This window comes from Amycolatopsis sp. lyj-346 (assembly GCF_046548975.1).
Lineage (GTDB): Bacteria > Actinomycetota > Actinomycetes > Mycobacteriales > Pseudonocardiaceae > Amycolatopsis.
Window position 1 is genome coordinate 60,365 of record NZ_JAJPWT010000012.1, and the last position, 23,958, is coordinate 84,322.

Here is a 23,958-nt window from a genome sequence, read left to right on the forward strand (position 1 = left end):
AGGTTGCGCTCGATTTGGCACTGTTCGTGGTCCGCTGCCCCGCTTAACGTGCTGGGCATGGATCTTCGCGAACTCGACCGCCGCACCCTGCTCGTCCTCGACAAGCTCGTCGCCGGCGTGACACCGATCGACCTCGCCCGCCCCACCCCGTGCGCCGGCTGGACGCTCGCCGATCTGCTCCGCCACCAGGTCGGCGAGAACCACGCCTTCGCGACGGCGGCCCGCGAAGGCTCGGCACCCGGCTGGGACGCCGGCGTCCTCGGCGACGACCCCTACGCCGCCTACCAGGCGTCCGTCGACGACTTCCTCGACGCCTTCACCGGCGACGCCGTGCTGGAACGGCAGCTCACCATCAACCACTTCGGCACGTTCCCCGGCTCGATCGCCGCGCACATGCACCTGGTCGACACGGTCGCGCACGGCTGGGACCTGGCCCGCACGCTCGGCCTGCCCTACGAGCCGGACGCCGAAGCCGTGTACATCGCCACGAAGCTGGCCGAGCGGATCCCGGACGAGGGCCGCGAGAAGACCGGCTCGTTCGCCCACCGCGTCGCGGTTCCGGCGGACGCGAGCGAGCTCGACCGGTTCCTCGCCCTCCTCGGCCGCGACCCCGCCTGGGCCCTCAGCTGACCGCGTCGACCGGCGCGCTCCACGTGTCGCACGCCTTCGTGGCCTTGCCGTCGTAGCCCGCCTTCGCCCACGACAGCTGGTGCTCGCGCGAGCCGTGGGTGTCGCTGTCGTTGGCCCGGCCGTAGTCGGCGACCGCGGCGTTCGCCAGCGACCGGCTGATCGAGCCCGAGCCCGCGACGGCCGTCAGGAACAGCGCGCCGAAGCAGTTCGCCTGCAGCTCGATCCGGCGCACGACCTCCTTGTCGGCCGCGCTGTTCTCGTCCGGCGAGGTCATCTTGTTCGCCGCCGCGGAGAGGATGCCGCTCGCGCGCTGCACGTGGTGGCCGTACTCGTGGGCGATCGTCGCGATGTGCCGGGCCTTGTTGAGCCCGGCGTCGGACAGCATCCACTCGGTCGGGGCGTAGATCGTCGTGTCGCCGCCGCAGTAGTAGGCGACGGCTTCGTTCTCCGTCGGCGCCTCGCCGCACGAGCTGTGCTCCGGCAGCGTCACCGACACGGTGGCGGTCAGCGTCGGCTCGTTGGCCTTCTCCAGCGCCGGGCGCCACGACTGCTCCAGGCAGGCGACGAGCGCGGTGTAGTAGGCCTTGAGCTGTTCGGCCGCCCGGCCGAGTTCGGGCAGGGTGCACGTGGCCGGCCCCGGGCTGATGCCCTCGCCGAGCAGGGGGTTGCGCGCCAGTTCCGGCACGGCCTTCGGGGGCTTCCCGGGGTCGCCGTACGCCCGGCCGGGATCGACGCCCTGCGCGGCGAACGCGCGGCCGTCCACCCGCCGCGGGATGGTGGCGGCGATCAGGGAAATGGACACCACGACGATCAGGACGCCGGTGACGGCTCCCCAGAGCCGGTTGCGCGGCGGCGCGATCGGCACGGGCGGGGCCGCGGCCCAGTTGGGCGCCCACGGGTTCGGCTCCGGGACCCACGCGGGCTCCGGCGGCCGGTCCGTCCCCGGCCATGACGGCTCGGTGTCGTTCACGTTCTCCCCCTGCTGTGTGGCACCAGCATACGGACCCCCCGGGAGGCAGGGATCACGAAACGAAAACGCCACCGGGTGGCCGTCGGGTCGTCGACCAGGCGAGACTGAACCCATGAGTGTCGAGGACCCTTACCTGTGGCTGGAAGACGTGACCGGCGACGACGCGCTCGGCTGGGTGCGCGCCCGCAACGACGAGACGCTGGCCGAGCTGACCACCGGCGCGCGCTTCGCCGAATTGCGTGACGAGCTGCGCGAGGTGCTCGACGCCGACGACCGGATCCCGTACGTGCGCCGCCGCGGCGAGTTCCTCTACAACTTCTGGCAGGACGCGAGCCACCCGCGCGGCCTGTGGCGGAGGACGACGCTGGAGTCCTACCGGCAGCCCGAGCCCGAGTGGGAGCTGCTGCTCGACGTCGACGCGCTGGCCGAGGCCGAGGGCGAAAACTGGGTCTGGCAGGGCGCCACCGTGCTGCGGCCGGAGTACCGGCGCGGCCTGGTCGAGCTGTCCCGCGGCGGCGCCGACGCCACCGTCGTCCGCGAGTTCGACCTCGACGCGCACGAGTTCGTGGCGGACGGCTTCACCGTCCCGGAGGCGAAGACGCGGATCGGCTGGATCGACGAAGACCGCGTCTACGTCGGAACGGACTTCGGCCCGGGTTCGCTGACCAGCTCCGGGTACCCGCGGCTGGCCAAGGAGTGGCGGCGCGGCACGCCGCTCGAGGCGGCCACGCTGGTCTTCGAGGGCAAGCCCGACGACGTCTCGATCAGCGCGTCCCACGACCCGACCGAAGGCTTCGAGCGGGACTTCGTCAGCCGCGCGATCGATTTTTACCGCTCGGAACTGCACCTGAAGACACCCGGCGGGCTGGTCAAGATCGACATCCCGGACGACGCGAGCGCGTCCGTGCACCGCGAATGGCTGCTGGTGCGGCCGCGGACGGCGTGGACCGTCGGCGGCGTGGAACGCCCGGCGGGCTCGCTGATCGCCATCCTCTTCGACGCCTTCATGGCCGGCGACCGGGACTTCACGACGCTGTTCACCCCCGACGAGCACACCTCGCTGAGCTACTGGGCCTGGACGCGCCACCACCTGCTGCTCGGCACGCTGCGTGACGTCCGCACCGAGCTGCGCACGCTGACCCCGGGCCCGGACGGCTGGCAGGAGGCCCCGCTGGCGGGTGGGCCGGAGTTCGGCAGCGCGGACATCTTCGACACCGATCCCGACGTCAGCGACGAATACCTGATCGACTCGAGCGGCTTCCTCCAGCCGTCGACGCTGAGCTATGGGCACGTCGGGGAAGAGGTCGAAGTGCTGAAACAGGCTCCGGCGTTCTTCGACGCTTCGGGCATGAGCGTCGCGCAGTACTTCGCGACGTCGGAGGACGGCACGAAGATCCCGTACTTCGTGGTCCGGCCGTCCGGGGCGGAGGGCGGCCCGGCGCTGCTGACCGGCTACGGCGGCTTCGAGATCTCGCTGACGCCGTCCTACAGCGGCACGATCGGCCGCGGCTGGCTCGCCCGCGGCGGCACGTACGTGGTCGCGAACATCCGCGGCGGCGGCGAGTACGGGCCCGGCTGGCACACCCAGGCCATCAAGGCGCAGCGCCACCGCGTGTACGAGGACTTCGCCGCGGTGGCCGCGGACCTGGTGGAACGCGGCATCACCACGCCGGAGCGGCTCGGCATCCAGGGTGGGAGCAACGGCGGCCTGCTGATGGGCGTCATGCTGACGCGCTACCCGGAGCGGTTCGGCGCGATCGTCAGCCAGGTGCCCCTGCTGGACATGCGCCGCTACCACCTGCTGCTGGCCGGCGCGTCCTGGATGGCCGAGTACGGCGACCCGGACGACGCCGCGGAATGGGACTTCATCGCGAAGTACTCGCCCTACCAGAACGTCCACAGTGGACGCTCGTATCCGCCGTCGCTGTTCGTGACGTCGACGCGCGACGACCGCGTGCACCCCGCCCACGCCCGCAAGATGGTGGCGCGGATGCGTGAGCAGGGGCACGACGTCCGGTATCACGAGAACATCGAGGGCGGCCACGGTGCCGCGGCGGACAACGAGCAGCTGGCGTTCAAGTGGGCGCTGGTCTTCGAGTTCCTGTGGGAGCAGCTCACGAAGTGACCCGCGCGAGCACGACGCCGCCGACGATCAGGGCCAGCGCCGCCACCCGGCCGGCGCTCAGCGGGTCCTTGGTCACGACGACGCCGAGCACGATCGCGCCGATGGCACCGATCCCGGTGAACACCGCGTAGGCGGTGCCCACCGGGACGGTGTCCATCGCGCGCGACAGCAGGTACACCGCGGCGGCGCCGAGCACGAAGCACAGCAGCGTCGGCCACGGCCGCGTGAAGTTCTCCGTCGGCTTGATGCTCTGCGACCAGGCGATTTCGACGAGCCCGGCGAACACGAGCGTCACCCAGCCCATCAGAGCGCCTTGAGCGCTGCTTCGCGCGAAGCCACCCGCTCGCCGTCGCGCGCGGCCAGGTGCGGGTCGACCAGTGCGTTGGTCAGCTCGGCGTGCACGAACCGGACGTCGTGGACGTCGTAGTGCCCGGCGATGAAGTCCCGCAGGTAGCGCTCGTGGTGGTCGAACGGCGCCCGCGGTGTCCCTTCGGCGTACGTACCGCCCCTGGCGCCGGCGATGACGAACTTTTTGCCGCGCAGGGACATCTTCGGGAACGTCACCTGGTCGATCCAGGCCTTCAGGGCGGCCGGGATCGAGAAGTTGTACATCGGCGCACCGATCAGCACGACGTCGGCTTCGAGCAGCTCGGCGAGGAGCGGCTCGACGACCGCCCAGGCCCGTTTCCGCGCCGGCGTCTCGACGACATCGGCGTAGTGCGCGGGGTCGGTGATCCCCGCCGTGAGCAGGGCGTCGCAGATTTCGGTCCACGCTTCGCCGATCACCGGGACCGGGTCGGCGGCGAGGTCGCGGTAGGTCCGGGTGCCCGCCCAGGCGGCGGCGTACCGGGCGGACAGCTCGCGGGAGAACGACGAGCGGCGGGCGCTGGAGTCGAGGTGCAGCAGGTGGGGCACGATTCCTCCTCAAGTGGACACGGTGTCCGCCTGACTCAACTGGACGTCGTGTCCGGATATTCCCTAGGCTGGCGGCCATGCCCGAACGCGCCGACGCGGCCCGCAACCGCGCCAAGATCCTGGCGGCGGCGGAGGAGCTGTTCACCGCCCGCGGCGCGGCGGAGGTGACGATGGAGGACATCGCGCGCACGGCCGGCGTCGGCCGCGGAACGCTCTACCGCCGTTACCCGGACCGCGCGGCGATCGCCATGGCGTTGCTGGACGAGCACGAACGCCGCCTGCAGGAGCAGCTGCTGCGCGGCAACCCACCGCTGGGCCCGGGCGCCCCGCCGGCCGAGCGGCTGGCGGCGTTCTACGCGGCGATGGTGGAGCTGCTGGAGCGGCACGCGCCCCTGGTGCTGGGCACCGAGGTCGGCCATTCCCGCTTCACGACGGGCGCGTACGGGTTCTGGCGCACGCACGTCCGGGTCCTGGCGGAGGCAGCGAACGCGCCGGACCCCGACGTCCTGGCCGACGTGCTGCTGGCGCCGCTGGCCCCGGAACTGTTCCTGCACCAGACGGCGCGAGGTGTACCGGCGGAGCGGATCACGACGACGCTTCGACGGCTGGCCGGGCTACTGGAGCCTCGCGAGGGCGACGTCGAAGGCGGCTAGAACGTCCGCGACGAACACCCGCCGCCCGACCCCCAGCCGCCGCAGGGCCGGACCGTGGTCGGCGGCGACGGTGATCGCCACGCCGAGCAGCAGCATCCGCCACCCTCCGAACACCACCGCGCGCACGACCCCGGGCAGCCCGGCGAACCCGACGCGGAGCCGGTGGCAGTGGAACGGCACGTGCCGCTCCTCGTCGGCGAGGATCCGGGCCGCGACCTGGGAGACCAGCGGGTCACGGTCGCCGTCCCGGAGGGCGCGGTAGTAGCGCAGCGCGACGACTTCGGCGATGAGCAGCACCATGAGTTCCAGCCGCAGCCCGAGCGCCCGCCGCAGCCTGACGAACACGGTGTCCGACCAGTGTCTTCCGATGGTGGGCACCCCGGCGGCGCCAAGGAGCCCGGCGAGCAGCCGGGCATGGTTCTGCTCCTCGGCGACGAAGAGCTTCACGGCGGCGAGGTAGGTGCCGTCCCCGGCGGATTTCGCGATGAGGTTGGCGCCGTCGCCGGCTTCGCCGACCTGGAAGCGCTGGATGCTCTTCGCTACGTCAGGGTGGAGTTTCGCGCCCCGGTCCCACGGCGGATCTGCGCGCTGCCTGCGGCGTTCGGCCTCGGTTTCGAAGTCCTGGAGCCAGTGTGCGTAAGTCATCGCTCCGATGATGCCGCGCGGGTGTGGATCCGGTGCGTGGCTTTCGTGGAGATTCGGTGAAACCGGCTGAACCGGGCGGTCGCCCGCCCGGTTCAGCCGGGGAAATCGTCAGCTGCAGCCGGACGTGGCGCCGCAGCCTTCGCAGGCGTAGCACGAGCCCGCCGGGCGCATCTTCGTTCCGCACGTCATGCAGAGCGGGGCGTCCGCCGCCTTGCCGAGGTGGAGCTCCATCAGCTCCGTCGTCGTCCGGGCTTCGCGGTGGGGGTGCTCCGGCTCGTCCGCGTGCGGCTCCGGGGAGGAGTCCACTGTGGACTGCAGGGCCTCCAGGTCGACGCCGGGGTTGCCGTACGTCGCCTCGACCTCGGCCGAGCGCTCGTCCGCCGAGAGGATGCCCAGCTGCGAGCGCTTCTCGTACGGCAGGTAATCCAGGGCCAGGCGGCGGAACAGGTAGTCCATCACGCTCGTCGCGATGCGGATGTCCGGGTCGTCCGTCATGCCCGCCGGCTCGAAGCGCAGGTTGGAGAACTTCGAGACGTAGAACTCGAGCGGGATGCCGTGCTGGAGACCGACCGAGATCGACATCGAGAACGCGTCCATCACGCCGGCCAGCGTCGAACCCTGCTTGCCGAGCTTGACGAAGATCTCGCCGAGGCCGTCGTCCGGGTACGAGCCCGCCGTCAGGTAACCCTCCGCGCCGCCGACGGTGAACGACACCGTCTGGCTCGGGCGCTTCTTCGGCAGGCGCTTGCGCACCGGCCGGTACTCCACGACCTTCTCGGGCTCGGCGGCCGCCGTCTCCTTCTTGGCCGTCGAAAGCGGCTGGCCGACCTTGCAGTTGTCGCGGTAGATCGCGAGGGCCTTCAGGCCGAGCTTCCAGCCCTGGAAGTAGATCTCCTCGACCTCTTCGACCGTCGCCGACTCGGGCATGTTGACCGTCTTGGAGATCGCGCCGGAGAGGAACGGCTGCACCGCGGCCATCATCCGGACGTGCCCCATCGGCGCGATCGAGCGCTCGCCGACCGCGCAGTCGAACACCTCGTAGTGCTCGGGACGCAGCCCCGGCGCGTCGACGACGTGGCCGTTCTGCGCCACGAACTCGACGATCGCCTCGACCTGCTCGGCCGGGTAGCCGAGCGCTTCCAGCGCCCGCGGCACCGTCTGGTTGACGATCTGCATCGAGCCACCGCCGACGAGCTTCTTGAACTTCACCAGCGAGAAGTCCGGCTCGATCCCGGTGGTGTCGCAGTCCATCATGAAGCCGATGGTGCCGGTGGGGGCGAGCACCGACGCCTGCGCGTTGCGCCAGCCGTGCTTGGCGCCGATGTCGATGCCCCGCTGCCACTCCTGGGTCGCCAGCGCGCGGACCGCGGCGTCGTTGGAGTGGTAGGTGCGGACGAGCTCGTTCGCCGCCGCGTGCTTGCGCATCACGCGCTGGTGGGCCTCGGCGTTGCGCACGTAGCCCTCGTACGCGCCGACGACCTGGGCCATCTCCGCCGAGCGCCGGTACGACACCCCCGTCATCAGCGACGTGATCGCCGCCGCGAGCGCACGGCCGCCCTCGGAGTCGTACGCGTGCCCGAGCGCCATCAGCAGCGCGCCGAGGTTGGCGTAACCGATGCCGAGCTGGCGGAACTTCCGCGTGGTTTCGGCGATCGGCTCGGTCGGGAAGTCGGCGAAGCAGATGGAGACGTCCATCGCGGTGATGACGAACTCGACGGCGCGCGCGAACAGCGGCGCGTCGAACGTGCCCTCCCGCGTGACGAACTTCAGCAGGTTCAGCGACGCGAGGTTGCAGCTGGAGTTGTCGAGGTGCATGTACTCGCTGCAGTTCGCGACGACCGTGCCGCCGACGATGTACGAGTGGTTCCGCGGCTCGGTCAGGTTGAACGTCGTCTCGAACCCTTGGGGGACCCGCGAAACCAGGCGCACGGTCTCGTCCACGTCGTAGAACCCGTGGTTCGCCAGCACGTCGGCGAGCTTGGCCGACTTGGCGGCGTGGTCGAACCCGACCAGCTCGGCGAAGGAGGCGATGTGGCGTCCGGTGATGCGGAGGTCGAACGCGGGACCCCCGCTGCCGTAGGTCCGTTCCTCGCCGTCCTTTGTGGTGTACCGGAAGGATTCGGCCTTCTTCTCCGAGTTGTAGATCCGGCCGCGGATGCCCAAGCTGGCCAGCAGTTCCTGCACGCCGATGAGCAGTTCCTCGGACCGGCTGCCCAGCCCGATGTACCGGGTGCCCTTGACCGCCTGGTCTACTACGCAGCCATCCGCATCGAACAGGCCGCGCAGGAACGCGGTCACGATGTCCTCGGGCGCCTGATAGATCGCGTCCGGAACAACCTTCGCGGCGGAGCGTCCCCTGGAGACGCCAAGGCCGCGCATGAGCAGGGCGAACCGTCCCCGCATCGCCCGGAGCTGGGCGGTACCGTTGGCCTGCAGGCTGGCCTTGCTCGCAAACCCGGTGATCGCGGCGATCAGCTCACGGTGCCGGGGAAGGACGTTCTCGCGCTCCCATTCGGATCCGTACACGGTGACGGCACCCGCGTCGGTCAGGCAGCCGTCGCCGACGAGCCAGCCGACGTAGTGCGCGAGTTCGGTGGTCCACTTCTCCGGCACGGCACGCAGTTCCTTGCCGCGCGCCCGCGTCGCGGCTTGGATCGCCAGCGGCGGAAGGGCCGCTGACGCGTACGGCCGCGCCGCGTGCTCGATCGAGCGCACCACCTTGTCGGCTTCGCCGAGCTTGTCGGCGTGGACCCAGCCCTGATTTTCGGTCCAGACGCGGTGGTTGGGCGTGCAGCGGAGCCGGGAGCCGTCGCTGAACCGGAGTTCGACGATCTCGTTGGTCCCGGTGACCATGTAGCGCGTGGGCCGCGTGGCGACGATCCGCGACGCCGGGGTGTCCTTGTGCGTCACGTCGTTGGTGTAGACGGCGAAGGTCTCACCCTGCGCGGCGCGCGACACGAGGTCTCCGATACGAACCAGGCCGGCGTCGGTGACGACGCGCTGGTCCGCCGGGAAACACGGGTTCGACGCGGTGATCCGGCCCGACTCCGGGCAGGTGTGCCAGTCGTTGATCGTGCCGTCGTACTGGATGCCGGGGTCGGCGCACTCCCACGCGGCCTGGGCCATCGTGCGGAAGAGCTTCTTCGCGTCGGTGCGGTCGATGACCTCGCCGGTGAGCCGGGCCCGCAGGCCGAAGCCGGTGCCGTTCTCGACCGCCTGCATGAACTCGTCGGACACGCGGACCGAGTTGTTCGCGTTCTGGTACTGCACCGAGGAGATGTCCGCGCCGGAGAGGTCCATGTCGAACCCGGCGTCGCGGAGGACCTTGATCTTCTCCTCTTCGCGCGCCTTCGTCTGGATGAACTCCTCGATGTCGGGGTGGTCGACGTCGAGCACGACCATCTTCGCCGCGCGCCGGGTGGCGCCGCCGGACTTGATGGTGCCCGCGGAGGCGTCGGCGCCCCGCATGAACGAGACCGGGCCGGAGGCGGTGCCGCCGGAGGTGAGCAGCTCCTTCGACGAACGGATGCGGGAGAGGTTCAGCCCGGCGCCGGAGCCGCCCTTGAAGATCAGGCCCTCTTCGCGGTACCAGTTGAGGATCGACTCCATCGTATCGTCCACCGCGAGGATGAAACAGGCACTGACCTGCTGCTTCGACGGCGTGCCGACGTTGAACCAGACCGGGGAGTTGAAGCTGAAGACCTGGTGCAGCAGCATCCAGGTGAGCTCGTGCTCGAAGATCTCGAGGTCCTGCGGCGTGGCGAAGTAGCCGTGGTCGGCCGCGGCCTTGACGTAGGTCTTCACGACCCGGTCGATGAGCTGCTTCAGGCTGCGCTCACGCTGCGGGCTGCCGACCGCGCCGCGGAAGTACTTGCTGGTGACGATGTTGGTGGCGTTGACCGACCAGAAGTCGGGGAACTCGACGCCGCGCTGCTCGAAGTTGACCGAGCCGTCACGCCAGTTGGTCATGACGACGTCCCGCTGCTCCCAGGTCACCTGGTCGTACGGGTGCTGCCCCTCGGTCGTGAAGACGCGCTGCACGCTCAGCCCACCGGCGGCCTTGCCCCTCTTGCCGGCGGCCGCGCGGGCCCCCGTTCCCACGGTTTCCGTCATCGGTTGAACCCTCTCCCGCAGCGGGACGGCTCAGTCGCCGTCTGCGCGCTGATCGCTCTCCTCGTGGGCAGCAGAACCCGCCATGGCCTCACGGAGGTCGGCGATCTCCTTCTCGAAGTCCTCGACCGATGAGAAGGAGCGGTAGACACTGGCGAACCGGAGGTAGGCGACCCCGTCGAGCTCACGCAGCGGGCCCAGGATGGCCAGGCCGACCTCGTGACTCGGGATCTCCGCCAGACCGGCGGAGCGGATCGACTCCTCCACGCGCTGCGCGAGCTGCTGCAGCGCGTCGTCGTCGACCGGCCTGCCCTGGCAGGCGCGGCGGACGCCGCTCACCACCTTGTCCCGGCTGAACTGTTCGGTGACCCCGGACCGCTTGACGACGGCGAGCACCATCGTCTCCGACGTCGTGAACCGCCGTCCGCACGACGCGCACGAGCGCCGCCTGCGGATCGCCTGGCCTTCATCCACCTCTCGGGAGTCGACGACCCGAGAGTCCGCATGCCGGCAGAACGGGCACCTCATCCGCCGATCACCTTCCCCTCCGCGCCGGCCGCCCGCGGTCGACGTCCCCGCGGCCACCACGCATCCGGCGCACCTGGTGATCGTTTTGTGGACATCCGGTGGGTAAAAGCCGACCAGCTGTGGACAACTGCTGCCCAGTCTACCCCAACCTGTGGACCAACTACAGCGGTGTAACTACTACATATAGCGGGCGAGCGTAGAACTCGGCGGAGGCGTGCGCAAGCCGGCACAGCACTGCGCGAGAAGGCGGGAAAGCCCCGCCCGGACAGCCCGGAGCGCTCAGGGCGCGGCGGCCACGGCGGGGTCGGCGACCGGGACCGTGAGCGGCAGCCCGGGCACCAGAACGGCCTCGTCCAAGCGGTTGAGCTCCCTGATCCGGGCGACAACCGCGCCAGGTTCGCTCCCCGGCGCGAATCGGGCCGCCAGCGAAGTGAGCGTGTCACCCTGGCCGACCGACACCGTCGCCGTCCGCTCCGGCACCGGAGCGGACGCGGAACCGCCGGAAAAAAGACCCAAACCGGTGACCACGAGGCAGCACCCGATCGCGAGCCCCGCCAGCCACGGCCAGCGCACCGGCACCGGCCGCGGCGCCGCGCAGGGCGCGCCGGCCGGGCGGCGGCCCGCGACGACCCGGGCACGGGTCGGCGGGCGGTGCACTTCGCCGCGGCGCCCCCGCAGGAGGCGCACGGGACGGAGCGGCGCCGGGACAGGGGCCGCCGGGCGGGCGTGTCCGCGTTCGGCCAGAATGGACATCCGAACCTCCTCGAAACCCTGGTGTCCGCCCGTTCCCGGACCGGGAGCGGCCCGTGGATCAAGGTCGAACAAGCGTTCTATCGAACGCCCGTGCGAAGGTCTACCACCTGCCACCGACAAAATCGAGCGGACACGGCGTGTCGATCGAACAGATGTTTGAAATCGTCGTGCCCGGGGGCTAACGTCGGTGACCAGGGCATCTGCCGGGCAGATGCCGCCGGCGAGCCTGCCCGCACCCGGCGGGCGGCGGCCGGCGCGCAGATACTTGCAGCGAACGTCTGGGAGGCGACGCAGTGGCGAAGGAGAACAAGGCGGGCAGGACCAGTGGGTCCCCCGGTGGCTCGGGCAAGGTGCACGCCATGCCCGAGGTGTACGACGTGGACGAGACCCTCACCGTCCGCCAGCAGCAGGTCCTCGACGTGATCCGCTCGTGGGTGAGCCGGTTCGGCTACCCGCCGAGCGTGCGCGAGATCGGGGAAGCGGTGGGCCTGACCTCGACGTCGTCGGTCTCGCACCAGCTGCGGGCACTGCAGCGCAAGGGCTACCTGCGCCGAGACGCGAACCGGCCGCGCGCGGTCGGCGTGCTTTCGGCGACCGACGACAACCCCATGGGCATCGAGATGGACCAGCAGCCGGTCATGCCGAAGGCGGCGTACGTGCCGCTGGTCGGCCGGATCGCCGCCGGTGGCCCGGTGCTGGCCGAGCAGTCCATCGAGGACGTCTTCCCGCTGCCGCGGGAGATCGTCGGCGAGGGCGAGCTGTTCCTGCTGAAGGTCACCGGCGACTCGATGATCGACGCGGCCATCACCGACGGCGACTGGGTCGTCGTCCGCCAGCAGCCCGAGGCGGACAACGGCGAGATCGTCGCGGCGATGATCGACGGCGAGGCCACGGTCAAGACGTTCAAGCGCAAGGGCGGCCACATCTGGCTGATGCCGCACAACGAGGCGTACGAGCCGATCCCCGGCGACGACGCCACGGTGCTCGGCAAGGTGGTTGCGGTGCTAAGGCGCCTTTGAGAGGTCGCTTCCGGGCTTTCGCACGGCCCGGAGATTCACCGGATCGGATGATCTTCGGCCGTGGGGAGCCGAAGGCCACCGCGATCGTGATTCCGGCGGCAGGCAGGACGGGAAGCCCGGCCCCGCTCCTGCCGCACCGGATGGCGTTCGTTCCCTCCGCCGGTGCGCTGGACCGCGCGGCCGTTGCCGCCGCGCCCCGCACCGTGCGGAGGGACCCATCGCCGTGGTTCAGGTCGGTCGGCGCGCCAAGCCTCACGGTCCGGTGGGGCCGGCGCCGCTCAGCCTCGGCGGCGGCGCAGCCTGGTGAAGCCGAACCAGCCCAGGCCCGCCACGGCCACCGCGATACCCGCCGCCGGCAGGACCGGTACTCCCCCGCCGTCCGGCGATGCACCGCCGCCGGCGCTCGAGGCCGGTGTTCCGTCCGGCGAGGGCGCGGCCGAAGCGGCCATGGCCGCCGCGCCCTTCACCGCGCGGATCGGCTGGCCCACGCCTTCGCTGCCCGAGAGCAACGTCCCGTCCGGATCGAACGCGATCGCCTCGCCCTGCTTCTCCCCCGGCAGCGGGATCCGCACCGGGTTGCGTTGCAGCGCCGCCAGCACGTCGCCGTCCGGAGCCGGGTACACATACGCGTCCGTGTACGTCCGCAAGGCGACCGCGCTGCCGTCCGCCATTGCCGCGCCGCCCGTCACCAGGACCGAGCCGATCGAACCGACCGGGCCGCCCTGGGTGTCCGTCGTCGCGATCTTCACCGTGCCGACCTTCTCGAGGGTGGTCGGTCCCGGGCTCGTCAGCGGCCCCGACGGCCGGTACACACGGGCCTCGCCGAGGACGTCCTTGGTGATCAGGTAGGGCGTGCCCGCCTTGTCCATGATCAGCGCCTCGGTGTCGTGCTGGCCGTCCGGGTACGTGAGCCGGTGCAGCGTCACCTTGCCCTGCGGGTTCACCTCCAGGAGGGCGACCGTCAGCCGGCCCTTCTGGTTGTCGCCGGTGTCGGACAGCCACAGCCGCCCGTCGGCCGTCCGGGCCAGGTCCTCGACGTCGAACGGGTCGGTCTTGTCCGCGAGGACCTTCTGGACCTTGCAGTCCCGGCCCAGCACGAACACCTGGACCTTGCTGCCGCCGTCGTTGATCGCGTACAGCTGCTTGCCGTCGGAGACCAGGCCGGACAGCTCGCCGATCCGGGAGTCCTTCATCGTGCACACCGGCTGCGGCGTTTCGGCCGCCGAAGCGGGCACCGACCCGCCGAACACGGCCAAAAAGACCAACGCGACAACCCAGCGCACCCAGCCACCTCCGTAGTGTGCGACTCCTTCGAGTCGCACACTACGGAGACGTGTCAGGCCCGGGTCGAGTTGGTCTCGTACTCGCGCAAAGCCGCCGCGAAGTCCGGGCGGACCCGCACCAGCAGGCGCGTGCCGTCCTCGGCGTGCTCCTCTTCGAGAACCTCGCCGTCCGCGTGGGCCCGCGCGACCAGCTCGCCGCGCGAGTAGGGCACGAGGACCTCGACCGTGACCTCCGGCCGCGGCAGGCGGTCGGCGATCACCTCGACGAGCTCCGGGATGCCCGCCCCGGTCCGGGCCGAGACCTGGACCGACCCCGCCAGCGCGTGCCGCAGCCGGGCCAGGCTGACCTCGTCGGACGCGTCGGTCTTGTTGATCACCAGCAGCTCCGGCGGGAGCGGCTCCTTGCGCTTGCGCGTGATCTCGCCGAGCACCTCGCGCACCGCGCTGACCTGCTCTTCGGGTGCCGGGTCGGACCCGTCCACCACGTGCACGAGCAGGTCCGCGTCGGCGGCCTCCTCCAGCGTCGAGCGGAACGCGTCCACCAGCTGGTGCGGCAGGTGCCGCACGAACCCGACGGTGTCGGTCAGCGTGTAGCCGCGGCCGTCCGGCGTCTGCGCGCGCCGCGTGGTCGGGTCGAGGGTGGCGAACAGCGCGTCCTCCACCAGCACCCCGGCGCCGGTCAGCGCGTTGAGCAGGCTCGACTTGCCGGCGTTGGTGTAGCCGACGATCGCCACGCTGGGCACCTCGTTGGCCAGCCGCCGCCCGCGCTTGGTCTCGCGGATGGTGTCCATGGCCGCGATCTCCCGGCGCAGCTTCGCCACGCGCTTGTTGATCCGCCGCCGGTCGGTCTCGAGCTTGGTCTCACCGGGACCGCGCAGGCCCACGCCGCCGTTCGCGCCACCGGCGCGGCCACCGGCCTGCCGGGACAGCGACGCACCCCACCCCCGCAGCCGCGGGATCAGGTACTGCAGCTGGGCCAGCTCGACCTGCGCCTTGCCCTCCTTCGACCGGGCGTGCTGGGCGAAGATGTCGAGGATCAGGGCGGTCCGGTCGATGACCTTGACCTTGACCTTCTCCTCGAGCTGCCGCAGCTGGCCCGGCGAAAGCTCGCCGTCGCAGATCACGGTGTCGGCGCCGGTGGAGCCGACGATGTCCCGCAGCTCCCGCACCTTGCCCGAACCGATGTACGTGGCCGGGTCCGGCTTGGTCCGCCGCTGGATGAGGCCTTCGAGGACCTCCGAGCCCGCCGTCTCGGCCAGGCGCGCCAGCTCGGCCAGCGACGCCTCGGACTGCAGGGCCGTGCCCTCGGTCCACACGCCGACCAGCACGACGCGCTCGAGCCGCAGTTGCCGGTACTCGACCTCGGTGACGTCGTCCAGCTCCGTGGACAGTCCCCTGACCCGGCGCAGCGACGCCCGGTCCTCGAGCTCCATTTCGCCTGTCGACGGATCGCCGTCGTACAGGTCGTCGTCGTGGTCTTCGGTGTGTGTCAGTTCTGTCATCGTGCCTCCATGTTCCCACGATTCGCCGCGGGAACCGAACTTTTACGTGCTGGGATAGGTGGCGAGGTAGACCGCGGTGCGCTCGGCGCCGGGACGGCGGGGGCGCGCACGGAACTCCTCGAGCAGGGCGTTGAGCCGCGTTTCCAGCTCCGCCCGCTCCTCGGGGGCCACCTGGACGACCAGGCGCGACTGGTACACGCCCTCGAAACCGGTTTCGGCGATCTCGGCCAGATACGCCTCGAGAACCGCCTGTTCCACGCCCTTGTCACCGCATGAGTCGAGTGTCCACGAAAGTCCTGTCGAAAGATACGGAATTTCCCGGGCGCCCCGGGCCCCGCGGCGCGGCGGCTGCGCGGCGAGGAAGCCGGTGTCGACGAGTTTGCGCACGTGGTGCAGGGTGGTCGCGGGATCCCGGCCCAGCCGCTGCGCCAGCTCCTTGTTCGTCAGCGCCTCCGAGAAGGTCAACCGGATGATGCGCAGCCGTATTCCGGAGGCCAGCGCGGCGGCCTCGGCTTCGGTCGCGCGACGTCGTTTCTCGGAAGGCACGGCACACAGCCTAGAGGCCGCAGTGATTGACACTTTCCAATCACTCGCGCCAGACTCGGGACCCATGCACCGGGGGTCACTCTTCCGCCACGCCGACTTCAGGCGGCTCTGGGCCGGCGACACGGCCAGCCAGTTCGGCGTGTTCGTCGGCAACACCGCCGTCCCGCTGCTCGCGGCCGTGACGCTGGCCGCGACACCGTTCGAAATGGGGTTGCTGACCGCGGCCGAGACGCTCGCCTTCCTGCTGATCGGGCTGCCCGCCGGGGTCTGGGTCGACCGGATGCGCCGCCGCCGGGTCATGCTCACCGCCGACTTCACCCGGTTCGCCCTGCTGCTGAGCGTGCCGGTCAGCTGGTGGGCGGGGGTGCTGACCCTCGCCCAGCTGCTGGTCGTGGTGCTGTTCGTCGGCATCGCGACGGTGTTCTTCGACATCGCCTACCAGTCGTACCTGCCCTCGCTCGTCGGCCGGGAGCACCTCCTCGAGGGCAACGCCAAGCTGCAGGCCGTCCAGTCGACCGCGCAGATCGCGGGGCCGGGCGCGGCCGGTGTGCTGGTCCAGCTGGTGAACGCGGCCAGCGCCGTGCTGGTCACCAGCCTCGGCTTCCTCATGTCGGCGCTGTGCCTGCTGCGCATCCGCACGCGGGAGCCGGCGCCGGAGCGCAACGGCCACGCCCGGCTGCTCCCGCAGATCGCCGAGGGACTGCGGTTCGTCTTCTCCGACAAGCCGCTGCGGGCGATCGTGGGCACGACGGCGACGGCGAACTTCTTCAACGGCGCGTTCATCGCCGTGAACGTGCTGTTCCTGACGCGGACCGTCGGGCTGCCGCCCGCCGCGGTGGGCGCGCTCATGGCGGTCGGCGGCGCCGGCGGCATCCTCGGCGCGATCTGCTCGGGCGCGGTCAGCCGGCGGGTCGGCCAGTCCCGCGCGATCTGGCTGGTCCCGCTGGTCACCGCGCCCGGCTACCTGCTGATCCCGCTCGCCGCGCCGGACTGGCGGCTCGGGCTCTCCGGGTTCGGGCTCGTCGTCAGCGGGTTCGGGATCATCGTCTACAACATCGCGCAGGTTTCCTACCGGCAGGCGATCTGCCCGGACCGGCTGCTCGGCCGGATGAACGCGAGCGTGCGGTTCGTCGTCTGGGGCACCATCCCGCTCGGCGGTCTGCTCGGTGGCGCGCTCGGTGAAGGACTCGGGCTGCGCGGCGCGATGTGGGTCGCCGTCGCCGGCGAGGCCGCGGCGGTCCTGTGGGTCGTGTGCTCGCCCTTGCGGCACCTGCGCGACCTGCCGACCGAAGCGAAAAGCGGTTCCAGCGCCGCCTAGAGTTGCTTCATGAGTACCCCATACGAGCGCCCGAGAGTCCCGGACAAGGTCGGTGTCGACGGTCTGGAGGCCAAGTGGGTACCCGGATGGGAAGCCACGGGTGCCTACCGCTTCGACCGGACGAAGACCCGGGACGAGATCTACTCGATCGACACTCCCCCGCCGACGGTCAGCGGGTCACTGCACATCGGGCACGTCTTCTCCTACACCCACACCGACGTCCTCGCGCGGTTCAAGCGGATGCGCGGGCTCGAGGTCTTCTACCCGATGGGCTGGGACGACAACGGCCTGCCGACCGAACGCCGGGTGCAGAACCACTTCGGCGTCCGCTGCGAGCCGTCGCTGCCCTACGACCCGGAATTCCGGCCGCCGGAGAAGCCGGGCAAGGACGTCGTGGCGATCTCGCGACGCAACTTCGTCGAACTGTGCGAGTCGCTGACCGAGACCGACGAGAAGGTCTTCGAGCAGCTGTGGCGGCAGCTCGGGCTCTCGGTCGACTGGACCATGACCTACCAGACGATCGGGCGCGAGTCGCGGCTGATCTCGCAGCGCGCGTTCCTGCGCAACCTCGAGCGCGGCGAGGCTTACCAGGCCGAAGCGCCGACGTTGTGGGACGTGTCGTTCCGCACCGCCGTCGCCCAGGCCGAGCTGGAGGACCGCGAACGCCCCGGCGCCTTCCACGACCTCGCGTTCACCGGCCCGGACGGCGCCGACGTCGTCATCGCGACGACCCGGCCGGAGCTGCTGCCCGCGTGCGTCGCGCTGGTGGCGCACCCCGACGACGACCGCTTCAAGCCGCTCTTCGGGAAGTCCGTGCGGACGCCCGTGTTCGGCGTCGACGTGCCCGTCGTGGCGCACCACCTCGCGGATCCCGGGAAGGGCCGCGGGATCGCGATGGTGTGCACGTTCGGCGACACCACCGACGTCACGTGGTGGCGGGAGCTGCGGCTGGCGACGCGGGTGGTGCTGGGCCGCGACGGCCGGTTCCTGCCCGAGGCGCCGTCCGGGGTGCCGGCCGGGGCGTACGCGCCGCTGGTGGGCAAGACCGTCCACACCGGACGCGAGATCATGGTGCGGCTGCTGCGCGAAGCCGGGGCCCTGCGCGGGGAACCGCGGCCGATCACGCACTCGGTGAAGTTCTACGAGAAGGGCGACAAGCCGCTGGAGATCGTCGCCAGCCGGCAGTGGTACCTGCGCAACGGCGGGAACGACGCCGCCTTCCGGGAGAAGATGCTCGCCCGCGGCGAAGAGCTGAACTGGGTGCCGAAGCACATGCGCGTCCGGTACTCGTCGTGGGTGGAGAACCTGGCCGGGGACTGGCTGATCAGCCGTCAGCGGTTCTTCGGCGTGCCGATCCCGCTGTGGTACCGGCTCGACGACCGCGGCGAGCCGGACTACGACGCCCGCCTGCTGCCGGACACCCTGCCGGTGGATCCGAGCAGCGACGTCCCGCCGGGGTTCACCGAGGAGCAGCGCGGCGTGCCGGGCGGGTTCGCCGCCGACCCCGACGTCATGGACACCTGGGCGACGTCGTCGCTGACGCCGCAGATCGTCGGCCGGTGGAGCGTCGACGACGACCTGTTCGCGCGCGTGTTCCCTTTTGCCCTGCGGCCGCAGGCGCACGAGATCATCCGCACCTGGCTGTTTTCGACGGCGGTGCGCGCGGAACTGGAGCACGGCGTGCTGCCGTGGCGGGCGGCCTCGATCGCGGGCTGGGTGCTCGACCCGGACCGCAAGAAGATGTCGAAGTCCAAGGGCAACGTGACGACCCCGGTGGACCTCCTGGAGCGCTTCGGCTCGGACGCGGTCCGCTACTGGGCGGCCAGCGCGCGCCCGGGCGTCGACACGGCGGTGGACGAAGGCCAGATGAAGGTCGGCCGGCGGCTGGCGACGAAGCTGCTCAACGCGAGCCGGTTCGTGCTGGGACTGGGCGTGCCTTCGCCGGACGCGGTCGCTTCCGAGCCGCTCGACCGGGCGCTGCTGGCGTCGCTCGCGGCCGTCGTCTCCTCGGCGACCGCGGCGTTGGAGGCCCTCGACTACGCCCGGGCGCTGCAGGTGACGGAGACGTTCTTCTGGACGTTCTGCGACGACTACGTCGAGCTGGTGAAGGGCCGCGCGTACGGCGACCTCGGCGCCGCTGCCGCCGCTTCGGCGCAGGTCGCGCTGGTGACGGCGTTGTCGGCGGTGCTGCGGCTGTTCGCGCCGTTCCTGCCGTTCGCGACCGAGGAGGTCTGGTCGTGGTGGCAGGAGGGGTCGGTGCACCGCGCGCCGTGGCCGTCTCCGGCCGCCGTCGACGGTGATCCGGAGCTGCTGGCGCTGGCGAGCCAGGTGATCGCGGCGGTGCGCCGGGCGAAGACGGACGCGAAGGTGTCGATGCGGTCGGCGGTGGAGACGCTCACCGTGACGGGCCCGGCCGAACTGCTGACGCGCTTCGCGGACGTCCAGGCGGACATCCGCGTCGCGGGCGCGGTCACTTCGGTGGAGACGCGCGAAGGAGAGTTCGCGATCGAGGCGAAGATCGGCGCCCCGGCCTAGCGCCCCAATGTGGCCTTGGGTGCGTTCAACGCACCGAAGGCCACCTTGGGTGCGTTGAACGCACCGAAGGCCACATTGGGGCGCTTGGGGCGGCCCGGTCAGGAACCGGCGGCGGCCCACCAGGCTTCGTCGATCTCGCCGCGCGCCACGATCTCCGCGGGGCCCGACAGCGTCGATGCCCCGCGGGACACCGTCACCTCGACCCGGCCACCCGGGATGTCCACAGTGGAGCTTCCGGTGTCCGTGCCCGCCAGGTGGAACGCCGCCGCCACCGCGGCCACGGTGCCGGTGCCGCACGCGCGCGTCTCGCCGACCCCGCGCTCGTGCACGCGCATCCGCAGGGCACCTTCGCCGAGGTAGTTGATGAACTCGAGGTTCACGCCGTCCGGGAACACGTCGCGGTCGAAGTCGGGCTGGTCGCGCAGGTCGAGCCCGGCCACGTCGTCGTCGAGCAGCGACACCAGGTGCGGGTTGCCGACGTTGACCGCCACGCCGGAGAACGGGCGGCCCGCCACCACCGTGACCGACGTCCCGGTGATCGTCGCCGGTCCCATGTGGACGGTCACGGAGCGGTCCGGGTGCACCACCACCGGGCGGTCGCCCGCGCGGGTGCCGATGACGAACTCACCCTCGGCGGCCAGGCCGGAATCGACCAGGTGGCGGGCGAACACGCGCACGCCGTTGCCGCACATCTCCGCGATCGACCCGTCGGCGTTGCGGTAGTCCATGAACCACTCGCCCGCGGACGGCTCGCCGAGTGCTTCGGCGCGCACGACGCGCAGCACGCCGTCGGCCCCGAGGCCGCGGCGGCGGTCGCACAGCGCGGCGACCCTGGCCTCGGTCAGCTCGAGGCGGCCCGCCTGATCGGGGAGCAGCACGAAGTCGTTCTGCGTGCCGTGCCCCTTGAGGAACTCGATTCCGCCCATGGGGGCAAGATTACCGGCCCAGGGTATCCAGGACGCGCGCGGCCAGCCCGGGATCGGCGCCGTCGAACCAGTGGATCCGCTGGTCGCGCCGGAACCAGGAGCGTTGCTTGCGGACGAAGCGCCGGGTGGCCTGCGCCGTTGCCGCGGCGGCCGCGTCGAAGTCGCCACCGCCGTCCAGCTCGGCGAGCACCTGCTGGTAGCCGAGCGCCCGCGCCGCCGTCTTCCCCTCGCGCAGGCCCCGCTTTTCCAGTTCGCGCACCTCGTCGACCAGCCCCGCCTCGAACATCCGCCGGACGCGCTCGTTGACCCGCTCGTCGAGTTCTTCGGCCGCGCGGTCGACGCCGATCACGACGGTGCCGTAGCGCGCGGGCCCCGGCTTCGGCAGGTTCGCGGAGAACGGCTCGCCGGTGATCTCGATGACTTCGAGGGCGCGCACGATCCGCCGGGTGTTGGTCGGCAGGATCTTGGCGGCGGCCACCGGGTCGCGCTCCCCCAACCGGGTATACAACGCGGGGGTGCCGAGCTGCTCGGCTTCCGCGTCGAGCCGGGCCCGGACGGCCGGGTCGGTGCCGGGGAACCGCAGGTCGTCGAGCACGGCCTGGACGTAGAGACCGGACCCGCCGGCCAGCACCGGGACCTTGCCGGCGGCCAGCAGCCGCTCGATCCCGGCCCGCGCGTGCCGCTGGTAGGCCGCGACGGACGCCGTCTCCGTGACGTCCAGGACGTCGAGGAGGTGGTGCGGGACGCCGCGGCGCTCGGCCTCGGTGGCCTTGGCGGTGCCGATGTCCATGCCCCGGTAGAGCTGCATCGCGTCGGCGTTGACGACCTCGCCGCCGAGTTCGCGGGCCAGGTCCACGGCCAGCGCGGTCTTGCCGGTGGCCGTCGGCCCGACCACCGCGAGCGGGACGACGGGGCTGTTCACGGCGGCTGACGATACCTGCGGGCCGACACGGAGCGTCCACCGGAAGTAGGATCACCAGCTTCGGGTGGCCCATCCAGTACCACGGTGCGCGCTGAGCTGCTTGAATGCCGCGTGAGGCCGTAGCATCCGAGCACGGCCCGTGACGACCGCATTACCCGGCCCCGCTCGAACGGCGGGGCGCCCGCGCAAGCGGGCGTACAGGCGATAAGGAGCCTGCGATGGCCCAGGAGAACACTTCCACCGGTACCCCGGCCCCGCACCCGGTGCCGCACGCGCTGCACGCCGGGCACGCCGCCCCGCCCGTGCCGCCCGCCGAACCCACCCCGTCGACCTGGGGCCGGATCGACGACGAGGGCACCGTCTACGTCGTCACCGCCGAGGGCGAGCGCGCCGTCGGCGTCTGGCAGGCCGGCAGCCCGGACGAGGGGCTGGTGCACTACGCGCGCCGCTTCGACGACGTGCGCACCGAGGTCGAGCTGCTGGAGACCCGGCTGATCTCCGGGGCCGGCGACCCGAAGCACGCGCTGTCGAGCGCCACCCAGATCCGGGACGGGCTGGCCGAGGCCGCCCTGGTCGGCGACCTGGCGGCGCTCGCCGCGCGGCTGGAGTACGTCATCGCGCACGCCGAGAAGGCACTGGCCAGCGCGAAGGCGGAGCGCGAGGAGGCCAGGGCCGCGGCCATCGCCCGCAAGCAGGCACTGGCCGAGGAGGCCGAGAAGATCGCGGCCGACTCCACCCAGTGGAAGGCGGCGGGCGACCGGCTGCGCGCGATCCTCGACGAGTGGAAGACCGTCAAGGGCGTCGACCGCAAGACCGACGACGAGCTGTGGAAGCGGTTTTCGAAGGCCCGCGAGGGGTTCAACCGCCGCCGCGGGTCGCACTTCGCCGAGCTGGACAAGCAGCGCGCGTCGGCCAAGCAGCGCAAGGAAGAGCTCATCGCCGAGGCCGAGGCCATCAGCGAGTCCGAGGACTGGGGCGAGACGGCGGGCCGCTACAAGGACCTGATGACCGAGTGGAAGGCGGCCGGCCGCGCGCCGAAGGACAGCGACGAGGCGCTGTGGCAGCGGTTCCGCGCGGCCCAGGACAAGTTCTTCGCCCGCCGGTCGACGGTGTTCTCCGAGCGTGACGCCGAGTTCACGCAGAACGCGGCCCGCAAGGAAGAGCTGCTGATCGAGGCCGAGAAGATCGACGCGGCGGCCAACCTGGAGGCGGCCAAGAGCGCACTGCGGCGCATCCAGGAGCAGTGGGACGAGATCGGCAAGGTCCCCCGCGAGCGCATCCGCGAACTGGACGGCCGCCTGAAGGCGGTCCAGGACGCGGTCAAGACGGCCGAGGATTCCCGCTGGCGACGCACGGACCCGGAGGCCCAGGCCCGCGCGGCCCAGTTCCGCGAGCGGGTGGAGCAGTTCGAGTCCCAGGCCGCGAAGGCGCGGGCCGCCGGGGACGAGCGGCGGGCGAAGAAGGCGGACGAGCAGGCGGCTCAGTGGCGTGAGTGGCTGCAGGCCGCCGAGGCGGCGATTGCGGATCGGTGAGGTTCGGGTTCGGTTCGGGTTCGGTTCGGTGCTGCGCGGTTCGGGTTCGGTGCGGTCCCCGGGCGGGTGCGGGTTCTGGGTTACTCGTTCCAGGCCGGTGCAGTTGCTGAGCCGCTGAGATAGCCCAGACCGTCGAGGTCACTTTGCGTGGAGGCCCTCCTCGCCGGCTTTCTGCTGGTGAAGAGGGCCTTTGCGGTTATCCACCTTGCCGTCGTGATGTGGACAAGCCGGCCGCTCGGCTGCGTTTTCGCCCGGTTCTGTCGGCCGCCGCCGATACGCTGGAAGCGGGGGCAGCCCCCAGGGAGGGCGGGTCGCGCGCGGGCGGCCATTCGCAGGCGCGCCATGAGCGGGCGGGTCCTGCGCAGACCGCCATGAGCGGCGGGTCCTGCTCGGGCAGCCATGAGCGGCCGGGTGCTCTGCTCGGGCGGGCTCTGCTCGGACGGGCCCTGCTCGGGCGAGCCCATGGGCGGGCGGCCGTTCGGCAACCGGAAGATCGGCAGGCCACCCGAAGGGGTTCGGTCAGGGCCCCGACCGGGGGTTACCGCGCGCTTCGCTTCCCTGCCGGTGCTCCACTCTGGTCATGACCAGGACATCCCACAGCGCCAGCAGGATTCTCTCCGCCCTCGTGATCAGCGTTGCCCTCGCCGGGCTTGCCCCTGCGGTTGCCGGTTCTGCCGGGGCCGCTTCGCTCGGCTCTGCCGTGCAAGCCGGGAAGGGGAAGGTGAAGGTTGAAGGGAAGCTGGCCAAAGATCACGTCAAGGTCAACGAGAAGGTCGATCTCAAGGGGACCCTGAAGGTCCTCGATGGGGCCCGTGCCGAACAAACCGGAGAGACCGTCGAGACCGTCATCGTGCAGCAGCTGCAGGCCGGTGCTTGGGTCAACATCGCCGACACCACCTGCCGGCCGAACGGGGGGTTCTCCTTCAGGCTCAGCTTCAGCCTGAGCGCCACCGTCTCGCTGCGGCTCTTCCACCCCGAGACGACCCTCTACGCCGCCGCCTACTCGGCGACCACCTTGACCCTGCGAGTCGGCTGAAGCTGGTCCC

General features: G+C 71.2%; 20 protein-coding genes. 8 read left to right on the forward strand and 12 right to left on the reverse strand.

What is annotated here, in order from left to right:
• The first annotated feature begins 57 nt into the window (after positions 1 to 57).
• A complete protein-coding gene (locus ACLJQE_RS30290) occupies positions 58 to 630 on the forward strand; it encodes a TIGR03086 family metal-binding protein (RefSeq protein WP_410642901.1) in 573 nt (190 codons plus the stop codon).
• Here the strand turns inward: ACLJQE_RS30290 and ACLJQE_RS30295 are convergent.
• Positions 623 to 1,600: a neutral zinc metallopeptidase gene (locus ACLJQE_RS30295; RefSeq protein WP_410642902.1), complete on the reverse strand. Its 978-nt coding sequence runs from the start codon at positions 1,598 to 1,600 to the stop codon at positions 623 to 625. The genes ACLJQE_RS30290 and ACLJQE_RS30295 overlap by 8 nt on opposite strands.
• A 112-nt stretch (positions 1,601 to 1,712) precedes the next feature.
• Between ACLJQE_RS30295 and ACLJQE_RS30300 the strand changes: the two genes are divergently transcribed.
• Positions 1,713 to 3,725 (forward strand): prolyl oligopeptidase family serine peptidase, encoded by a 2,013-nt coding sequence (locus ACLJQE_RS30300; protein ID WP_410642903.1) that lies wholly within the window; start codon positions 1,713 to 1,715, stop codon positions 3,723 to 3,725.
• On the opposite strand, the gene ACLJQE_RS30305 is transcribed toward ACLJQE_RS30300, so the two are convergent.
• Positions 3,715 to 4,029, reverse strand: a complete 315-nt coding sequence (locus ACLJQE_RS30305; protein ID WP_410642904.1) for a DMT family transporter — start codon at positions 4,027 to 4,029, stop codon at positions 3,715 to 3,717. The genes ACLJQE_RS30300 and ACLJQE_RS30305 overlap by 11 nt on opposite strands.
• Positions 4,029 to 4,640 carry an FMN-dependent NADH-azoreductase gene (locus tag ACLJQE_RS30310; RefSeq protein ID WP_410642905.1) on the reverse strand — a complete coding sequence of 204 codons (612 nt, stop codon included), beginning with the start codon at positions 4,638 to 4,640 and terminating at the stop codon, positions 4,029 to 4,031. The genes ACLJQE_RS30305 and ACLJQE_RS30310 overlap by 1 nt, the downstream gene beginning before the upstream one ends.
• A gap of 77 nt (positions 4,641 to 4,717) precedes the next feature.
• Here ACLJQE_RS30310 and ACLJQE_RS30315 point away from each other — a divergent pair, with 77 nt between their 5' ends.
• The gene (locus ACLJQE_RS30315; protein ID WP_410642906.1) at positions 4,718 to 5,293 is read left to right on the forward strand and encodes a TetR/AcrR family transcriptional regulator; all 576 of its coding nucleotides are present in this window, start codon (positions 4,718 to 4,720) and stop codon (positions 5,291 to 5,293) included.
• On the opposite strand, the gene ACLJQE_RS30320 is transcribed toward ACLJQE_RS30315, so the two are convergent.
• From ACLJQE_RS30320 to ACLJQE_RS30335, 4 genes are all read right to left on the reverse strand, one after another.
• Positions 5,255 to 5,938: a ferritin-like domain-containing protein gene (locus tag ACLJQE_RS30320; RefSeq protein ID WP_410642907.1), complete on the reverse strand. Its 684-nt coding sequence runs from the start codon at positions 5,936 to 5,938 to the stop codon at positions 5,255 to 5,257. The genes ACLJQE_RS30315 and ACLJQE_RS30320 overlap by 39 nt on opposite strands.
• Positions 5,939 to 6,046: 108 nt before the next feature.
• Positions 6,047 to 10,051, reverse strand: coding sequence for a vitamin B12-dependent ribonucleotide reductase (locus ACLJQE_RS30325; protein WP_410642909.1), 4,005 nt, complete (start codon positions 10,049 to 10,051; stop codon positions 6,047 to 6,049).
• Between the two features lie 30 nt (positions 10,052 to 10,081).
• A complete protein-coding gene (gene nrdR / locus ACLJQE_RS30330) occupies positions 10,082 to 10,576 on the reverse strand; it encodes a transcriptional regulator NrdR (RefSeq protein WP_410642911.1) in 495 nt (164 codons plus the stop codon).
• 279 nt (positions 10,577 to 10,855) lie between these two features.
• Complete coding sequence (locus tag ACLJQE_RS30335) at positions 10,856 to 11,329, reverse strand: LysM peptidoglycan-binding domain-containing protein (protein WP_410642913.1); 474 nt, start codon at positions 11,327 to 11,329, stop codon at positions 10,856 to 10,858.
• A 359-nt stretch (positions 11,330 to 11,688) separates the two neighbouring features.
• Between ACLJQE_RS30335 and lexA the strand changes: the two genes are divergently transcribed.
• A complete protein-coding gene (gene lexA / locus ACLJQE_RS30340; protein ID WP_410642915.1) occupies positions 11,689 to 12,348 on the forward strand; it encodes a transcriptional repressor LexA in 660 nt (219 codons plus the stop codon).
• A gap of 278 nt (positions 12,349 to 12,626) precedes the next feature.
• On the opposite strand, the gene ACLJQE_RS30345 is transcribed toward lexA, so the two are convergent.
• The 3 genes from ACLJQE_RS30345 to ACLJQE_RS30355 are packed head-to-tail and all read right to left on the reverse strand — an operon-like array spanning position 12,627 to position 15,679.
• Positions 12,627 to 13,631: a hypothetical protein gene (locus tag ACLJQE_RS30345; protein ID WP_410642917.1), complete on the reverse strand. Its 1,005-nt coding sequence runs from the start codon at positions 13,629 to 13,631 to the stop codon at positions 12,627 to 12,629.
• Positions 13,632 to 13,684: 53 nt separating this feature from the next.
• Positions 13,685 to 15,133: a GTPase HflX gene (hflX, locus tag ACLJQE_RS30350; RefSeq protein WP_410642919.1), complete on the reverse strand. Its 1,449-nt coding sequence runs from the start codon at positions 15,131 to 15,133 to the stop codon at positions 13,685 to 13,687.
• A 42-nt stretch (positions 15,134 to 15,175) separates the two neighbouring features.
• A complete protein-coding gene (locus tag ACLJQE_RS30355) occupies positions 15,176 to 15,679 on the reverse strand; it encodes an ArsR/SmtB family transcription factor (protein ID WP_410642921.1) in 504 nt (167 codons plus the stop codon).
• A gap of 64 nt (positions 15,680 to 15,743) precedes the next feature.
• Between ACLJQE_RS30355 and ACLJQE_RS30360 the strand changes: the two genes are divergently transcribed.
• Together ACLJQE_RS30360 and valS are read left to right on the forward strand one after the other, a co-directional pair.
• Positions 15,744 to 16,997, forward strand: a complete 1,254-nt coding sequence (locus ACLJQE_RS30360) for an MFS transporter (protein WP_410642923.1) — start codon at positions 15,744 to 15,746, stop codon at positions 16,995 to 16,997.
• Positions 16,998 to 17,006: 9 nt separating this feature from the next.
• On the forward strand, positions 17,007 to 19,532 hold the full coding sequence (gene valS, locus ACLJQE_RS30365) for a valine--tRNA ligase (RefSeq protein ID WP_410642924.1): 2,526 nt from the start codon (positions 17,007 to 17,009) through the stop codon (positions 19,530 to 19,532).
• A 98-nt stretch (positions 19,533 to 19,630) separates the two neighbouring features.
• On the opposite strand, the gene dapF is transcribed toward valS, so the two are convergent.
• Together dapF and miaA are read right to left on the reverse strand one after the other, a co-directional pair.
• Positions 19,631 to 20,458 carry a diaminopimelate epimerase gene (dapF, locus tag ACLJQE_RS30370; protein WP_410642925.1) on the reverse strand — a complete coding sequence of 276 codons (828 nt, stop codon included), beginning with the start codon at positions 20,456 to 20,458 and terminating at the stop codon, positions 19,631 to 19,633.
• Positions 20,459 to 20,468: 10 nt separating this feature from the next.
• Positions 20,469 to 21,380, reverse strand: coding sequence for a tRNA (adenosine(37)-N6)-dimethylallyltransferase MiaA (gene miaA / locus ACLJQE_RS30375; protein ID WP_410642926.1), 912 nt, complete (start codon positions 21,378 to 21,380; stop codon positions 20,469 to 20,471).
• A gap of 218 nt (positions 21,381 to 21,598) precedes the next feature.
• Between miaA and ACLJQE_RS30380 the strand changes: the two genes are divergently transcribed.
• Together ACLJQE_RS30380 and ACLJQE_RS30385 are read left to right on the forward strand one after the other, a co-directional pair.
• Complete coding sequence (locus ACLJQE_RS30380) at positions 21,599 to 22,912, forward strand: DUF349 domain-containing protein (RefSeq protein ID WP_410642927.1); 1,314 nt, start codon at positions 21,599 to 21,601, stop codon at positions 22,910 to 22,912.
• A gap of 580 nt (positions 22,913 to 23,492) precedes the next feature.
• Positions 23,493 to 23,948, forward strand: coding sequence for a hypothetical protein (locus ACLJQE_RS30385; RefSeq protein WP_410642928.1), 456 nt, complete (start codon positions 23,493 to 23,495; stop codon positions 23,946 to 23,948).
• The last annotated feature ends 10 nt before the right edge of the window (positions 23,949 to 23,958 follow it).

Coding starts and splice junctions, on each gene's coding strand:
- ACLJQE_RS30290 (WP_410642901.1), top strand. CDS start 58: ATGGATCTTCGCGAACTCGACCGCCGCACCCTGCTCGTCCTCGACAAG.
- ACLJQE_RS30300 (WP_410642903.1), top strand. CDS start 1,713: ATGAGTGTCGAGGACCCTTACCTGTGGCTGGAAGACGTGACCGGCGAC.
- ACLJQE_RS30305 (WP_410642904.1), bottom strand. CDS start 4,029: ATGGGCTGGGTGACGCTCGTGTTCGCCGGGCTCGTCGAAATCGCCTGG.
- ACLJQE_RS30315 (WP_410642906.1), top strand. CDS start 4,718: ATGCCCGAACGCGCCGACGCGGCCCGCAACCGCGCCAAGATCCTGGCG.
- ACLJQE_RS30320 (WP_410642907.1), bottom strand. CDS start 5,938: ATGACTTACGCACACTGGCTCCAGGACTTCGAAACCGAGGCCGAACGC.
- ACLJQE_RS30325 (WP_410642909.1), bottom strand. CDS start 10,051: ATGACGGAAACCGTGGGAACGGGGGCCCGCGCGGCCGCCGGCAAGAGG.
- nrdR (WP_410642911.1), bottom strand. CDS start 10,576: ATGAGGTGCCCGTTCTGCCGGCATGCGGACTCTCGGGTCGTCGACTCC.
- ACLJQE_RS30335 (WP_410642913.1), bottom strand. CDS start 11,329: ATGTCCATTCTGGCCGAACGCGGACACGCCCGCCCGGCGGCCCCTGTC.
- lexA (WP_410642915.1), top strand. CDS start 11,689: ATGCCCGAGGTGTACGACGTGGACGAGACCCTCACCGTCCGCCAGCAG.
- hflX (WP_410642919.1), bottom strand. CDS start 15,133: ATGACAGAACTGACACACACCGAAGACCACGACGACGACCTGTACGAC.
- ACLJQE_RS30360 (WP_410642923.1), top strand. CDS start 15,744: ATGCACCGGGGGTCACTCTTCCGCCACGCCGACTTCAGGCGGCTCTGG.
- valS (WP_410642924.1), top strand. CDS start 17,007: ATGAGTACCCCATACGAGCGCCCGAGAGTCCCGGACAAGGTCGGTGTC.
- dapF (WP_410642925.1), bottom strand. CDS start 20,458: ATGGGCGGAATCGAGTTCCTCAAGGGGCACGGCACGCAGAACGACTTC.
- ACLJQE_RS30380 (WP_410642927.1), top strand. CDS start 21,599: ATGGCCCAGGAGAACACTTCCACCGGTACCCCGGCCCCGCACCCGGTG.
- ACLJQE_RS30385 (WP_410642928.1), top strand. CDS start 23,493: ATGACCAGGACATCCCACAGCGCCAGCAGGATTCTCTCCGCCCTCGTG.